The organism is Shewanella sp. SM69 (assembly GCF_025653985.1).
Lineage (GTDB): Bacteria > Pseudomonadota > Gammaproteobacteria > Enterobacterales > Shewanellaceae > Shewanella > Shewanella oncorhynchi.
In genome coordinates this window covers 262,743-277,629 of the sequence record NZ_JAKKRV010000004.1, presented here as the reverse complement: position 1 = coordinate 277,629, position 14,887 = coordinate 262,743, and the positions used below count along the sequence as shown (strand labels likewise).

The following is a 14,887-nucleotide window of genomic DNA, read 5'->3' as shown; positions in this document are numbered from 1 at the left end:
TGGTCGATAATTAAGTCGACCCGAATTGAATGGATAGTCATCATGGAAATCAATAAACCCTCTCAAGTGCAAAGTACTCCTTTGCCACAAAAAAAATATGCTGAAAACGCGGCGTCTAAGAGCACCGACGTGAGTGATTCGAAGGACGCGAAAGCCACAGAAGTAACCTCGAAGCAAACTGCGCAGCAAACGAGCAAGCAGCTGATGAATCAAGCGATTTTATCGGCACAGCAAGATGTGAATATCAAGTCAGGCGATCAGTCTATGGCCTTGCTTTATCGCGCAGCGATAGAGTCGATTAATAAAGAATTAGCGCCCACTATGGGCGAGAACGCGATTCAGACGGCTTACGATAATGGCGTAGATACTTCTCCAGAAGCGACTGCAGATCGTATCGTGAGTTTTGCGACGCAGTTTTTTAGCATTCACCAACAACAAAATTCGGGTATGAGTCTAAGTGATCAACTCGATAGCTTTATGGGGATTATTGGCGGTGCCATCGACAATGGCTTTAAAGAGGCTAAAGATATTCTGTCCGGCCTTAAAGTATTGCAGGGTGATATTGCCGATGGTGTCGATAAAACCTACAGCTTAGTGCAAGAGGGGCTGCAAGCCTTTAGAGATAGCTTTAACAAGAAGACTGATGAGACAGCATCGAGTCCGAGTTAATACCTCAGTATTTTCAGTTCTATATTCAGTGTTATAGTCATAAGCCCCTTATATAAGGGGTTTTTGTTGTGCAGAAAAAAGTCTATGCTGGAAGCCTATTTAACGTTTCGCTTGAGGGCAAGTTATGTGGATTAGGGGACAAGTGATAGAACGTATTGATTGGAGTGATAAGTTATTCTCATTGCGCATTGCTGCCGAGTTAGCTCCATTTATTCCTGGTCAGTTTATCAAGTTAAGTCAAATGCAAGATGATAAGCGTGTGGCTAGAGCCTACTCCTTAGTTAATTCGCCCGATAAACCCTATGCCGAGGTGCTCGCCGTTGCGGTAGAGGATGGCCTGTTATCGCCTCAATTACATAATCTTGCAATAGGCGATGAAATTGAAATTACCTCAACCGCGACCGGTTTTATGACCTTAGCTGAAATACCTAAGGGGGAACTCCAAGGGAAGCATTTGTGGTTTTTAGCCACAGGAACTGCGGTAGGGCCATTTTTGTCTATGCTAGACACCGATGAACCTTGGGAGCGTTTTGAAAAAGTCGTGCTTGTGTATGGCGTGCGCGAAGCACAGGATTTGGCATATCTTGATAAGTTGCGTAATTTAGAACACAAATACCCTGAACAATTTACATTAGTCTTGAGTGTGACCCGTAAACCCTTTGCCGATGCTTTGCAGTGTCGCATTCCCGAGGGAATAGTCTCGGGTGAAATCGAAAAAAAGGCAGGATTAACCTTAAACGCTGCTGACTCTCAAGTTATGATCTGCGGCAATCCGGGTATGATTAACGGTGCGCAAGCCGCTTTACTCGATAAAGGGTTAGTGAAGAATTTACGCCGTGCTCCTGGGCAAATTACCGTTGAAAAATACTGGTAATCTCAATTTTACATAGAAGGCGAGAGTAAACTTGTTTCCGTTCTTGCCCCTAAAAAGCCATAGCGTTTAATGCAAACAAAAGGAAATTTTTGATGAAGTTGTTAAGTTCTCAAGCTTCGCCCTATGCCCGTTGTGTAAGAGCTTTAATCCAGTATCTAGGGATTAACAATATTGAAGAGCAGTTAGTTAATCCCTTTGAAAACAGCGCAGAATTACTCGATGCTAACCCGTTAGGACAGATCCCATGTCTTATTACCAACGATGGTGTAGCACTATTCGATAGTGAAGTGATCATGCGTTACCTAGATGCAGAGCTTGGCGATCGTAAGATGTTTGGGATCTCAAATAATAACTGGGTGCTGGAGTGTCAGTATTCTTTAGTCAAAGGCTTAATCGATAGCGCGGTGAAATTACGCCAAGAGCAAATGCGTGAAGAAGAAGGCGTGAGGTCAGTATTTTGGACTGCACGTTTTGAACAAGCACTGCTGCGCGGCCTTATGCAGATTGAGCTTCAAACTGTGATCACCCAAACCACGATTCAAGCACCGCAATTAGCCTTGATTTGCTTACTCGATTATGTGGATTTTAGACATCCAGAGCTAGATTGGCGTAAGGTTGCACCTGCGACAGCACTTTGGTTCAGTGAAATGCGTGATTTACCTGCATTTATTCAAACTCGTCCCCAATAATCCGCAGAGGATGCTCAACCGTCGGTTGCGCGTCTTCCTTTTGGCCTATCACGGCGATTTTGTTCACCAAAAGCGCCGAATAACTCACGAGTAACCCCATATTCTACTCTGCGATCATTGCCTAGCTGTCGCCTGTCTTCATGGTGTTGATAGCGGCATTGGCAGTTTGCCTTAGTGCATTCTTCCATCGGAATTTCGGGCGCATCTTTCGATAAAAATCGTTTTCCAGAAAGCGCTTCAATCTGCTCACAGCAACTGCCGTTATTCACAATGCTCACACTGTGAAAACTGTGAGTCTTATTAATGCTGGGATCAGCAGCTTGAGAAGAGTGTTTATGTCTTTTGGGACGACTATTGAGTTTGAATAAGCCAAATAGCGCAATTGCGGCTACGCCTAGCAGCAAAACAGTTAACATAACGCCTCCTGAAAGCATTTTTATCAAATTAAGGTTCAGTTTAGTTTGATTTGAGATAATCTCAAATTTTCAGATTAATACCATTAAAAACATAAAGTTAATTAGCTGCTTGCTCTCAAGTTCCGTATCTATTACTCTTGCGAAACTGATAAGCATTATCATTAATGCGTTAGTGTTCTAATTTTGCAGAACACGTCATCACTTTGGGGAGAATTCGGTAATGAAATGGGTAACTTGCGCGGCTGTTTTTGGGTTAATGTCGGTTGGGCATTCAGCGAATGCAGATGATAAATTAACCGTTTATTCTTATCGCCAAGCTTTCTTGGTGGAGCCTATCCTGACGCGTTTCACCGAAGAAACTGGCATAGGTGTGAATTTGGTATTTGCTAAAGACGGTATTGCCGAGCGTCTCGTCCGTGAAGGCCGTTTATCCCCAGCGGATCTTGTGCTGACGTCTGATTTTTCACGTTTAGTTGAATTAGTGGATAAAGATCTAACCTCTCCAGTCAAAAATCCCCTGCTAGAGAGCAATATTCCTGCGCAGTATCGCGATCCCGACGGCCAGTGGTATGCCCTGACTATGCGGGTGCGAAATCTCTATACAGCCAAGGATCGTTTAGGCCAGCAGCAATTGACCTATGAAGAATTAGCCGATCCCAAATATAAAGGAAAGATTTGTACTCGCAGTGGTAAGCATCCATACAACATAGCGTTAGTCGCATCTATGATTGCTCATCACGGTGAAGCTGAGGCAAAAACTTGGTTACAAGGCGTGAAAACTAATTTAGCCCGCAAACCTCAGGGGAACGACAGGGGGCAAATTGCCGCAGTAAAAGAAGGTGTGTGTGAGATCGCCATTGGTAATAGCTACTATTACGGCAATATGTTGCAGGATCCTGAGCAAAAGGCGATCGCCGAAGCTGTGACGCTCAACTTCCCGAACCAAGCTGACCGCGGTGCCCATGTGAATGTGTCTGGTATGGTACTAACTCGCCATGCGCCTAATAAAGCCAATGCGATCAAATTGATGGAGTTCTTATCCGCCGATGTGGCTCAAAAGGCCTATGCCGATGTGAATATGGAATATCCAGTGAAAGCCGATGTGGCACCTTCATCTTTAGTGGCCTCATGGGGTAAGTTTAAGTCAGATCAATTGCCCATTTTTAAATTGGCAGAATATCACCAAGCGGCGGTTAAGCTATTAGATGAAGTGCAGTTTGATCTCTAGCTCCAGTGCTAGCGACAAAATGTAGATTTAGGTGATCAGCGCCAGTGATTGGCGCTGTGACGTTTTAAGGATTGACATGATTTTAGGATTAGCCAGAAGCTGGTCGCTTGCTGGTTATGCCGTGGCCGCCTTGCTGGTATTGCCACTATTTGCGTTGATATTTCAAGCTTTTCAGCCTGACGAAGCCGTGTTTGGGCACTTGATGGCAACGGTTCTGCCGACATATATCATTAATAGTTTATTGCTGATTTTCTGGGTGAGTCTGGGGGCGTTATTACTCGCGTTACCCTGCGCTTGGTTGATGGCTCGTTGTGACTTTGTCGGCAGGCGATATTTGCAATGGGCGCTATTATTGCCCCTCGCTATGCCTGCGTATATTGTTGCCTACGTCTATACCGATTTACTCGATTATGCGGGGCCAGTGCAGCGCGGTCTTCGTTCGATATTTGGCTGGGACTCACCGCAGGATTATTTCTTCCCCGATATTCGTACCTTAGGCGGCGCGGCGTGTATGTTGTCGCTGGTATTGTTTCCCTATATTTATCTCTTGGCGCGTACCGCTTTTATGGAGCAATCCTTAAGTTTGGCGCATGCTTCGCGCATTATGGGCTGTTCACCGTGGCAAAGTTTTTGGCGTTTATCTTTGCCTATGGCAAGGCCTGCGCTCGCCGTTGGGGTGGCTTTAGTGGCGATGGAGACGGCCGCTGATTTTGCAACGGTTAACTATTTTGCCGTGCCTACTTTAACGACAGCCGTGTACGACACTTGGTTGGGTTATGGCAATTTGACCGCCGCCGCTAAGTTATCGGCGATTATCTTGCTGGTGGTATTTAGTCTGATTGGATTTGAGCGTTTTGCCCGTCGTAAACAGCAGTTATTCCAAAAACAATCACGTATACAAGTCACTGACTTGTATCGACTCTCGATGACTCAAACCTTGGTCGCACTCAGCTTTTGCGGCATGCTATTGCTATTAGCCTTTCTGTTACCTTTCGGGATTTTATTATCCTATGCGATTGGTTACTTTGAACAAAGCTGGGATAAGAGTTTTTGGCAATTGAGTCTTAACAGCCTCAGTCTTGCGCTGATCACCAGTTTACTCTGTTGCTTAATCGCCTTACTGCTTATGTTCGTTCGCCGGATAAGCCCAAGACAGAGTGATGCTTTGCCCTCACGGTTAGCTTCGGCGGGCTATGCCTTACCAGGCACTGTGCTGGCTATTGGGGTATTAGTGCCTTTAACTATGTTAGATTTTGCGATTAACGATCTGGCGGATCTTGTCGGCATAGCAGGCCCAGGCCTTATCCTTACAGGCAGTGTGATGGCATTGATTTTTGCTTTTTGTGTGCGTTTCGTGGCAATTGCGATTGGCAGTGTTGAAAGCAGTTATAAACGCATCTCGCCATCGCTAGACATGGTGAGCCTGACCATGGGGCAAACTCCTAGGCAACTTTTGCGGCGGGTGCATTTGCCTTTACTTGCCAAGGGATTGTTTGCGGGCGCTTTATTGGTGTTTATCGAAAGCATGAAGGAACTGCCCGCTGCGTTATTGCTGCGGCCTATCGGCTTTGAGAATCTTGCAACTTATGTATTCCAGTTTGCGTCCGATGAAAAACTCGAGCACGGCGCATTAGCTGCTATTGTGATTGTACTGGTGGGTTTAGTGCCGCTTATTTATTTAAACCGTTCATTGGAGCATCACAGCTGATGACAAGTACGCTCAAGCTTAAGCAAATTCATAGCGATTATCAGGGCCAGCAAGTACTTAAAGGTTTGAGTTTAACGCTCGCCCAAGGGGAAATCCTGGCGTTGTTAGGCCCAAGCGGTTGTGGCAAGACGACCTTATTGCGTGCAGTTGCTGGATTACAGGCCATAAGCCAAGGTGAAATCCAGATTAATGGCCGCATAGTGAGTGGCGATAGCCAGTTTGTACCTAGCGAGCAGCGCGGCATCGGCATGATTTTTCAAGACTATGCGCTTTTCCCTCATTTGACTGTGGCGGAAAATATCCTCTTTGGGGTGGCTAGATTGTCGGGCGCAGAACGTCAGGCACGTTTGGATGAAATGCTAGCCTTGGTCAAACTTGAAGGGTTGGCACAGCGTTATCCCCATGAATTATCTGGCGGTCAGCAGCAGCGAGTTTCGATTGCGCGGGCACTTGCCTATGAGCCGCAGTTATTGCTGCTCGATGAGCCTTTTTCTAATATTGATGCCCAAGTGCGCTATGAGATGATGGCGGAAATTCGCAGCATCTTAAAACAGCGTAATGTCAGCGCGGTGTTTGTTACTCATAGCAAGGATGAAGCCTTTGTATTTGCAGATACTTTAGCCATCTTTAATCAAGGCATCATAGTGCAACATGGTAGTGCCGAAGCCTTATATGCCGCCCCAAACAGCCGCTATGTGGCGGACTTTTTAGGTAGCGGTAATTACTTACCTGCAGCAGTGTTTGATGGGCACAGTGTTGTCACTCCCATAGGTCATTTAACCAGCCTCACGCCATTAAATTTGCCTAGCGAGTTCAGCGGAACAGTATTCTTGCGACCACAGCAATTGACGCTCAGCGCCGATGAACAGGGCGTTGGTACTATCACTGAGCGACGTTTCTTAGGCGCCTTTTGTCATTATTGGGTCAAAATTGAAGCCGCTTCCCATGCTTATTATGTGGAGGTGCGTAGCCAAATGATGCAGCTCACTATCGGCCAAAAAGTTGGGGTAACGACTGAGCCGCATTCGCTCGTGTTGTTTGAATCTTCAGCATATTCAAACTGTGGGGACCCAATCTAAGCGATGAGTAATTATTTAATGCAGATATGACATAGCCAACTAAAGTACGACATTTTTGCTTACGTTTAACTTGGGTCTATGCGGTATTGGTTGGTGATATTTTCGACCATCCTTGCTACTTTTATCCTCTGGTTTTGGAGGAATTATGATAAAAACAATAAATTCAATTTGCACCCTCGTTATTGTAGCAACGGCAATATCGTCTTCAGGAGTGATGGCCATGGATAGGATCACAGGTAAAGCCTTCGCAACGCGATCAGAAGTGTATGCAACCCAAGGGATGGCGGCGACCAGTCAGCCTTTAGCCACGCAAGTCGCTATTGATATACTCAAACAGGGAGGCAGTGCGGTCGATGCAGCGATTGCCGCTAACGCTATGTTAGGGTTAGTCGAGCCAACGGGCTCGGGTGTCGGTGGGGACTTATTTGCTATCGTCTGGAGCGCAAAAGATAAACGCCTCTATGGTATTAATGCATCGGGGCGCAGTCCCAAATCCTTAAGTTTAGAAAAGCTTAAATCCCTCGGATTAGACTATTTACCGCCGCTTGGACCTTTGCCTGTTTCTGTACCGGGCACTGTTGACGGTTGGTATAAGCTGCATAATAAGTTTGGTAAATTAGCTATGGCCGATAACCTCGCACCTGCCATTCATTATGCCCGTGATGGTTTCCCTGTGTCAGAGTTGATTGCCTATTACCTTGATGGCAGTGGTAAAAAACTGGCTAAATTCCCCGGTTTTAAAGAAACCTATATGCCTAATGGTAAGATGCCTACCGTAGGGGAAATCTTTAAAAATCCCGCGCTTGCTAACACCTATGAGAAAATTGCCAAGGGCGGCCGCGATGCTTTCTATAAAGGTGATATTGCCAAAAGTATTGATAAGTACATGAAATCCCAAGGTGGTTATTTAAGTTATGATGACTTAGCGAGCCATACTAGCGACTGGATAGATCCCGTTTCGGTGAACTACCGTGGTTACGATGTGTGGGAACTGCCACCTAATGGTCAAGGCATTGCGGCGCTACAAATCTTAAAAACTATGGAGCCCTTTAATGTGGCTGCCATGGGCTTTAATAGTCCTGAATATGTCCATTTATTCGTCGAAGCAAAGAAACTCGCCTTTGCTGACAGAGCTAAGTTTTATGCCGACATGGCCTTTAATAAAGTGCCCGTTACCGAGCTTATCTCACAGAAATATAACTATGATCGCGCTAAGTTGATCGACCTTACAAAAGCCGCCAAGAGTGTCGATGCGGGTAATCCAGCGTTGCAACATGGCGATACTGTGTACCTGACTACCGCTGACAAAGATGGCAACATGGTGTCACTCATTCAGAGTAATTACCGTGGTATGGGGTCAGGGATGACACCGCCGGATCTCGGCTTTGTGCTGCAAGACCGCGGGCAGATGTTTGATTTAACGGAAGGGCGTTTTAATACCTACGCACCGGGCAAGCGTCCATTCCATACCATTATTCCGGCTTTTGTGACCAAAGACGGTAAACCTTGGCTGAGCTTTGGGGTGATGGGCGGCGCGACTCAACCACAAATGCACGCGCAGATTGTAATGAATCTGATTGATTTTAAAATGAACTTGCAAGAAGCGGGCGATGCCCCCAGAATTTTGCATATGGGGTCAACCGAGCCCACAGGCGAAGTGATGAATGATGGCGGCTACGTTAGTCTGGAATCAGGTTTTCCGGTAGAAACCCGTCGTGAGTTGATTAAGAAAGGCCATGTACTGCGTGATGGACTTGGGGAGTTTGGTGGCTATCAAGCCATTGGATTTAATGCCGAAACCGGCGTATATCGTGCGGCCTCTGAGAGTCGCAAGGATGGTCACGCCGCAGGCTATTAACACTAAGATAAATGCTAAGGTAAACTCAACACTGAGTGAACCTGACGTCATTGATTCGATTTAACTGATTGGCGAGACTTTAATGGTCTCGTCAATTTTTATGTTTAAGGGTCTGGGGTGGGATAATGCTCCGCTATTGGCATTATCATAAACAGATCAGAGCAAACTGTGCGTTAGTTAATGTCATTTTTAGGTAAAGTTGCGGATAATATTGCCGAAAATGAATTTAGAAAAAGGGTGATAACCAAATGGATATTCAAAATATGCCGCGTGAACAGTTGGGTGTGTGTGCAGAGGGGAACTTACACAGTGTCTATTTGATGTTTAATGCCAATGACAATGTCGAGTCGCAATTACGTCCCTGTCTTGCCAACGTTGCGCAGTATATTTATGAGCTGACAGATCAATATTCCGACAGTGCATTCAATGGTTTTGTTGGTATTGGTGCTAATTATTGGGATAGCCTCTATCCTACTGCTCGCCCAGAACTGCTTAAACCTTTCCCTGCGATGCAAGTGGGCAGTCGTGAAGCACCTGCAATTGAATATGATTTATTCGTGCATATTCGCAGTGATCGTTACGATATTCTGCATTTAGTGGCGAATGAAATCAGCCAAATGTTTGAAGATTTAGTGGAGTTAGTTGAAGAAGAGCGTGGCTTTAGATTTATGGATAGCCGTGATTTGACTGGTTTTGTCGATGGTACCGAAAACCCTAAGGGGCGCCACCGCCAGGAAGTGGCACTTGTGGGTGATGAGGATCCTGAGTTTAAGGGTGGCAGCTATATTCATGTGCAAAAATATGCCCATAACTTAAGTAAGTGGCATAGGTTACCAGTTAAAAAACAAGAAGATATTATCGGCCGTACTAAGCAAGATAATATCGAGTATGAATCTGAAGATAAGCCACTGACCAGCCATATCAAGCGCGTTAATCTTAAAGATGCCGATGGTAAGTCAATGGAGATCCTGCGTCAGAGTATGCCCTATGGTTCGCTGAAGGAGCAGGGATTAATGTTTATCTCTAACTGCCGCACGCCAGAACATTTTGAAAAGATGCTGCATAGCATGATGTTTGGTGATGGCGAAGGCAATCATGATCACTTGATGCATTTTACTAAGGCGATGACAGGTTCATCTTTCTTTGCCCCCGCACTGGATTTTATGCTGCAGTTCGACGAATAAGCTTTCTATAATCAAGCCGAATTAGTATCAATCGAGACGCACTTAAGCTAACGCCTAAGTGCGTTTTTTTATACTAATGCGCGGGAACCCATTTTTTGATATCGAGCTGCCATTGCAGGGCGGTGAAATCGATAAAGGCGCGCACTAGATTTTGCTGATAACTGCGGGACAAATATACCGCCCACAGGGTTTGGCCTGGTGTCGTAAATTCGGGTAGGACTTCTTTGAGCTGACCACTGGCAAGGTACTGGTTAGCTAAGTCACAGGGTAAACGCACTATGCCATGTCCACGTAGCGCCGCACTGACCAACACTCCCATATCGTTAGCCCTAAGATTCCCTGTAACTTTGACGTGCTCAGCTTGCAGTTCTTTTAGAAAAGGCCAGTTTTGTTGCGCTGAGTGTATGAGGCAGTTGTGGGCGAGCAGATCAATGGGTTCGAGGAGTGGCGTTGCGCTATCAAGATAGCTCGGCGCCGCGCAAAGTACCGCATCTATGGTCATCAAACGCCGAGCTATGAGATTCTCATCGGGTTGCTCGGTATAACGTAGCGCCACGTCGACTCGCTCATCTACCAATTGCGCAAAACTGTCCGACATCACCAGTTGAATGTTGACCTTAGGATGAATTTTAATAAAGCGATCGACGACATCAAACAGACTGTGCTGCCCTAGGCCAATAGGCGTAGCGATACGAATACTGCCTACCAGTTCACTGTTATGGCTGTGGGCACGGCTCTCCATGGCCGCAACTTCACTTAAGATCCGCTGGCAAAATTGTAGCGCTTCCTCACCCTGCAAAGTCAAGCTGGCGCTGCGCGTGGTGCGGTGTAATAAGCGTAAACTCAACCACTGCTCCACTTCTTGAATATGACGGGAAACCTGCAGGCGGCTGAGGTCTAAATGTTCGGCAGCTTTGGTAAAGCTGCCACAGTTTGCGACTTCGACGAAACTGCGTATTGCGGCAATTTTATCCACATTAGTATCCTATATTGAAACAATCATGCTCAATTATTGATGTTTATTAGGTGAAAAACTGCAAGTAAACTGGATCCAATGTAAATCATCTGAGTGGGACAATGAAATGAAAATCGCAATTTTAGGTGCAACGGGTTGGATTGGTGGTGCAATTTTAAAAGAAGCACAGAGTCGTGGACATCAAGTGACAGCATTAGTGCGTGATCCAAGCAAGTTATCCGTGGCTGACGTGGCAGTACGTGCCGTGGATTTAGAGCAGCCATTGGTCGCCGATACCTTTGCTGGCGTAGATGTCGTGATTGCCGCCGTTGGTGGCCGCGCCCAACAAAATCATGGTCTAGTGGCGAGTACGGTTCAGCATTTACTGGATGTGCTGCCTAACGCTAACGTGCCACGTTTATTGTGGGTCGGTGGTGCTGGGAGTTTAGAAGTGGCGCCGGGTGTGGCGCTGGTCTCTAGCCCAGATTTCCCTGCAGCATATAAAGATGAGGCGTTAGCTCAGGGTGAAGCTTTGCAGGTATTCCGTGCGGCGCAAACTGCAATCAATTGGACCTTTGTGAGCCCAGCCGCTGAAATTTATCCCGGTGAGAGTGAAGGCCCGTACCGTCTTGGTGGCGACAGCTTCTTTACCGATGCCAATGGTCGCAGCCGCATTTCTGTTACAGATTACGCAAAAGCCATGGTAGATGAAGCCGAAAAGGGCGCTCACCCAAACCAGCGCATCAGTGTGGCTTACTGATATCGTTATAGTTGAGTTAGATATTGTGAGTTAGATATTGTGCTGGAATGTGTAACGTAATCGGGACAATGGCCAAATAACCAGCGCTATATTGCACTTCAAAATGTACAGATAAAATAGAACAGGTCAGCTCACTGACCTGTTTTTTTATTCTGCGTAATTGAATAAAGATTTGATGGTTTCTAAGGTATCGGCGATATCTTGGATGCTCGATGGGCAAATGAAGATAGTGTCGTCACCGGCAATCGTACCCAAAATGCCTTCTGGTTTACCAATAGAATCCAATAAACGGGCAATAAGCTGCGCGGCACCTGGGCTAGTTCGCACGACGATCATAGCTTGGTTGTGATCGACGTCGAGTACCAAATTCTTCAGTGGGCTACCCGCGGTGGGTACGCCTAATTCGGCTGGTAAGCAATACACCATCTCTTGCTTAGCGTTGCGAGTCCGCACTGCGCCGAACTTGCTGAGCATGCGTGACACTTTTGATTGGTTAATATTACCAAAGCCTTCAGCTTGCAAGGCGGTGACGATTTCACTCTGAGAGCCAAAGCGCTCTTCTTTTAAAATCGACTTAAAAATTCTAACAAGGTCATCCTGATTCTTGGTCGTTTGCATAATATTATTATTCGTTATTCAAAAAAACAGGCCCATTTTGAATATTTTTAGAAAAATTGTCAACAAATAACCAGATTGGTTGAATAAAAATTCACTAAGTCACTGTGGTTAAGCGTTTGTGGTGTGCTCAAAAATACCAATTTGAGTAATTGTTCTACATTGCTTCTACGTTATTCCGGAATTCTTTTGTCCCACGACTAAGGGATAATTGAAATTGTTGTGACATTCCAGTAATGTGACGCCAACGCAAATTAGATCCATGTCACACATATCCGAGAAATAACGGAGATAACTATGAAAGTTGCTGTACTTGGTGCTGCTGGTGGTATCGGCCAGGCTCTTGCCCTACTGTTAAAAACTCAATTGCCTGCGGGTTCACAATTGTCTCTATATGATATCGCACCGGTAACTCCGGGTGTTGCGGTTGACTTGAGCCACATTCCAACTGCTGTTGAAATCAAAGGTTTTGCTGGTGAAGATCCAACGCCTGCCCTAGTGGGTGCTGACGTTGTTCTAATTTCTGCTGGTGTTGCACGTAAGCCTGGTATGGATCGTTCAGATCTGTTCAATATTAATGCGGGTATCGTTCGCAACCTGATCGAAAAAGTAGCGGCAACTTGCCCTACGGCTTTGGTTGGCATTATCACTAACCCAGTCAACACGACTGTAGCTATCGCTGCAGAAGTGATGAAAAAAGCGGGTGTTTATGATAAAAACCGTCTGTTCGGTATCACGACTCTAGACGTGATCCGCTCTGAAACTTTCATCGCCGAATTAAAAGGCCTGAACGTTGCTGACGTTAAAGTCAATGTGATCGGCGGCCACAGCGGCGTGACCATTCTGCCATTACTGTCTCAAGTTGAAGGCGCGACTTTCACTGACGAAGAAGTGGCAAGTCTGACGACTCGCATCCAAAACGCGGGTACAGAAGTGGTTGAAGCTAAAGCCGGTGGCGGAAGCGCGACTCTGTCTATGGGTCAAGCGGCTTGCCGTTTCGGTCTGTCTCTGGTTCGTGGTCTGCAAGGCGAAGCTAACATCGTTGAATGCGCCTATGTTGACGGCGGCAGCGAGCATGCTGAATTCTTCGCACAACCTGTGCTGTTAGGCAAAAACGGTATTGAAAAAGTACTGCCTTACGGTGAAGTGAGTGCATTCGAAGCTAACGCTCGTGATTCTATGTTAGATACGCTGAAAGGCGATATCAAACTAGGCGTTGATTTCGTTAAATAATATTTCGGATAATCTTTTTAGATTATGCCGAATTAAAAACGGAGCCATGAGCTCCGTTTTTTTATGCCTGGGTTTTACATTTTACCAAGCGAATTCAGTCGATCAGCGGCGCTTAGTGGGAATTTGGCAGTTATCATCGCAGCGGGCTTTGCCCGTCAGTAAATAGGAGATGCGGTATCTGTGTTTTGCGAATCTGAGATAGCACCAATCGGCCACAGTTTTAATCACGGGCAGGCGTAACAGTTGGATCCAGGCGCGCGTCCCTGTCAGTGCCCACGCTTTACAAGTGACATCTAACCCGAGTAACACTTCGCCCGTTGCGGTTTCGCCATGTAGAATCGTATTGGCGTAGTCTTTATTGATATGGCTGAAGCGCTCACTAAAGTCTGGCGCATTTAAATCCTCAAGCGCAATCAAGTTCTTCGGATCGCGCGCTTTCAGTTGACGCATTTCGGCGCTACATAATGGACAATTCCCATCGTAAAAAATCCGCAGTTCCATCGGTATTACCTCTGATGACTTGATCACAATACTTGAAGTGAGTACTCAAGCTTGGTTTTCTTCTACCCTATACGCAGAAGAAAGGGTTTTAGATCGAAGCGATTGTAGAACTGATCAGCCCCTCATTTGGCTTTTTGTTAGGTTAAATTCAAATGAGTGCAGTAACATCTTGGTTATTAATCAGTTTAACTTGATTGCTGATTTTTAAGTGAACAAGGTAAAGCCTGACAAATAACGACTCAAAAGGATAGGTATGACATCTCCCATCATAATTACAGGCGTGGGTAAACGCATAGGTTACGCCTTAGCCAAACATTTTCTCGCCCAAGGTCAGCGCGTGATTGGTACTTATCGCAGCCATTACGCTAGCATTGATGAGCTGAACGCCTTAGGTGCGACTCTGTATCCCTGCGATTTTTATGACGATGCCCAAGTGCAATCCTTAATTGATGAGTTAACTCAACAGCCTCAAGTTCGCACCATTATTCACAATGCCTCGGACTGGCTGCCTGATCCTGTGCTTACAAAGAATGAGTCTTTAAAGAGTACCACTTTTGCGCCGAGCCAAGTGCTGCAGCGCATGATGCAAGTGCATGTGAGCGTACCCTATCAGTTGAACTTGGCCTTAGAGGCGCAGCTACGTGCGGGTGCTGGCGATGAAATCGGCGGCAGTGATGTGATTCATATTACTGACTATGTGGCAGAGAAGGGCAGTCAGAAGCATATTGCCTATGCCGCCAGTAAAGCTGCGCTGCACAATATGACGCTATCCTTTGCCGCCAAGTTTGCGCCCGAGGTCAAAGTGAATTCGATTGCGCCAGCGATGATCCTATTTAATGTGGGTGATGATGCTGCCTATCAGCAAAAAACCTTAGCCAAAGCGCTGTTGCCGAAAGAGGCGGGGAATGAGGAAATTATCGACTTAGTGGAATATCTGCTGAATAGCCGCTACGTCACCGGTCGTTGCCATAATGTCGATGGTGGCCGGCATTTAAGGTAGAGAAGGTTCTAGAACGCCACTGCATGGCTCTAGATTCTAGAAGGAGCGAACGACTGCATGATCTATTTTGTTTCATACCAAATATGACATTTTCACCCTCCATAGTGGTCAGATGTAG

General features: G+C 46.1%; 15 protein-coding genes. 11 read left to right on the top strand and 4 right to left on the bottom strand.

Features of this window, described 5'->3' with window-relative positions; translation table 11 throughout:
* Positions 1 to 42: 42 nt before the first annotated feature.
* From L5M37_RS08630 to L5M37_RS08620, 3 genes are all read left to right on the top strand, one after another.
* Positions 43 to 669 carry a DUF5610 domain-containing protein gene (locus L5M37_RS08630; RefSeq protein ID WP_263200127.1) on the top strand — a complete coding sequence of 209 codons (627 nt, stop codon included), beginning with the start codon at positions 43 to 45 and terminating at the stop codon, positions 667 to 669.
* Between the two features lie 124 nt (positions 670 to 793).
* Complete coding sequence (locus L5M37_RS08625; protein WP_263200125.1) at positions 794 to 1,543, top strand: ferredoxin--NADP reductase; 750 nt, start codon at positions 794 to 796, stop codon at positions 1,541 to 1,543.
* A 92-nt stretch (positions 1,544 to 1,635) separates the two neighbouring features.
* Positions 1,636 to 2,232, top strand: a complete 597-nt coding sequence (locus tag L5M37_RS08620) for a glutathione S-transferase N-terminal domain-containing protein (protein ID WP_131525196.1) — start codon at positions 1,636 to 1,638, stop codon at positions 2,230 to 2,232.
* A 14-nt stretch (positions 2,233 to 2,246) separates the two neighbouring features.
* Here L5M37_RS08620 and L5M37_RS08615 read toward each other — a convergent pair whose 3' ends face one another.
* Positions 2,247 to 2,648: a hypothetical protein gene (locus L5M37_RS08615; RefSeq protein WP_173247449.1), complete on the bottom strand. Its 402-nt coding sequence runs from the start codon at positions 2,646 to 2,648 to the stop codon at positions 2,247 to 2,249.
* A 220-nt stretch (positions 2,649 to 2,868) separates the two neighbouring features.
* Here L5M37_RS08615 and L5M37_RS08610 point away from each other — a divergent pair, with 220 nt between their 5' ends.
* The 5 genes from L5M37_RS08610 to L5M37_RS08590 all read left to right on the top strand — a co-directional run bounded on the left by L5M37_RS08610 (position 2,869) and on the right by L5M37_RS08590 (position 9,705).
* The gene (locus L5M37_RS08610; RefSeq protein WP_113939101.1) at positions 2,869 to 3,876 is read left to right on the top strand and encodes a Fe(3+) ABC transporter substrate-binding protein; all 1,008 of its coding nucleotides are present in this window, start codon (positions 2,869 to 2,871) and stop codon (positions 3,874 to 3,876) included.
* Positions 3,877 to 3,952: 76 nt separating this feature from the next.
* Positions 3,953 to 5,584 carry an ABC transporter permease gene (locus L5M37_RS08605; RefSeq protein ID WP_263200123.1) on the top strand — a complete coding sequence of 544 codons (1,632 nt, stop codon included), beginning with the start codon at positions 3,953 to 3,955 and terminating at the stop codon, positions 5,582 to 5,584.
* Positions 5,584 to 6,663: an ABC transporter ATP-binding protein gene (locus L5M37_RS08600; protein ID WP_105250215.1), complete on the top strand. Its 1,080-nt coding sequence runs from the start codon at positions 5,584 to 5,586 to the stop codon at positions 6,661 to 6,663. The genes L5M37_RS08605 and L5M37_RS08600 overlap by 1 nt, the downstream gene beginning before the upstream one ends.
* A gap of 145 nt (positions 6,664 to 6,808) precedes the next feature.
* Positions 6,809 to 8,521, top strand: coding sequence for a gamma-glutamyltransferase (gene ggt, locus L5M37_RS08595; RefSeq protein WP_263200120.1), 1,713 nt, complete (start codon positions 6,809 to 6,811; stop codon positions 8,519 to 8,521).
* Between the two features lie 248 nt (positions 8,522 to 8,769).
* Complete coding sequence (locus L5M37_RS08590; protein WP_113939098.1) at positions 8,770 to 9,705, top strand: Dyp-type peroxidase; 936 nt, start codon at positions 8,770 to 8,772, stop codon at positions 9,703 to 9,705.
* A 73-nt stretch (positions 9,706 to 9,778) separates the two neighbouring features.
* Here the strand turns inward: L5M37_RS08590 and L5M37_RS08585 are convergent, their stop codons facing one another.
* Positions 9,779 to 10,681 (bottom strand): LysR family transcriptional regulator, encoded by a 903-nt coding sequence (locus tag L5M37_RS08585; protein WP_113939097.1) that lies wholly within the window; start codon positions 10,679 to 10,681, stop codon positions 9,779 to 9,781.
* A gap of 106 nt (positions 10,682 to 10,787) precedes the next feature.
* On the opposite strand from L5M37_RS08585, the gene L5M37_RS08580 reads away from it, so the two are divergent.
* Positions 10,788 to 11,420 carry an NAD(P)-dependent oxidoreductase gene (locus L5M37_RS08580; protein ID WP_113939096.1) on the top strand — a complete coding sequence of 211 codons (633 nt, stop codon included), beginning with the start codon at positions 10,788 to 10,790 and terminating at the stop codon, positions 11,418 to 11,420.
* A 147-nt stretch (positions 11,421 to 11,567) separates the two neighbouring features.
* Here the strand turns inward: L5M37_RS08580 and argR are convergent, their stop codons facing one another.
* Complete coding sequence (argR, locus tag L5M37_RS08575; RefSeq protein ID WP_006080175.1) at positions 11,568 to 12,038, bottom strand: transcriptional regulator ArgR; 471 nt, start codon at positions 12,036 to 12,038, stop codon at positions 11,568 to 11,570.
* Positions 12,039 to 12,332: 294 nt separating this feature from the next.
* Here argR and mdh point away from each other — a divergent pair, with 294 nt between their 5' ends.
* The gene (gene mdh, locus L5M37_RS08570) at positions 12,333 to 13,268 is read left to right on the top strand and encodes a malate dehydrogenase (RefSeq protein ID WP_105250210.1); all 936 of its coding nucleotides are present in this window, start codon (positions 12,333 to 12,335) and stop codon (positions 13,266 to 13,268) included.
* Positions 13,269 to 13,370: 102 nt separating this feature from the next.
* On the opposite strand, the gene L5M37_RS08565 is transcribed toward mdh, so the two are convergent.
* Positions 13,371 to 13,769 carry a thiol-disulfide oxidoreductase DCC family protein gene (locus L5M37_RS08565; protein ID WP_198571919.1) on the bottom strand — a complete coding sequence of 133 codons (399 nt, stop codon included), beginning with the start codon at positions 13,767 to 13,769 and terminating at the stop codon, positions 13,371 to 13,373.
* A 253-nt stretch (positions 13,770 to 14,022) separates the two neighbouring features.
* Between L5M37_RS08565 and folM the strand changes: the two genes are divergently transcribed.
* Positions 14,023 to 14,769: a dihydromonapterin reductase gene (gene folM, locus L5M37_RS08560; protein ID WP_263200118.1), complete on the top strand. Its 747-nt coding sequence runs from the start codon at positions 14,023 to 14,025 to the stop codon at positions 14,767 to 14,769.
* The last annotated feature ends 118 nt before the right edge of the window (positions 14,770 to 14,887 follow it).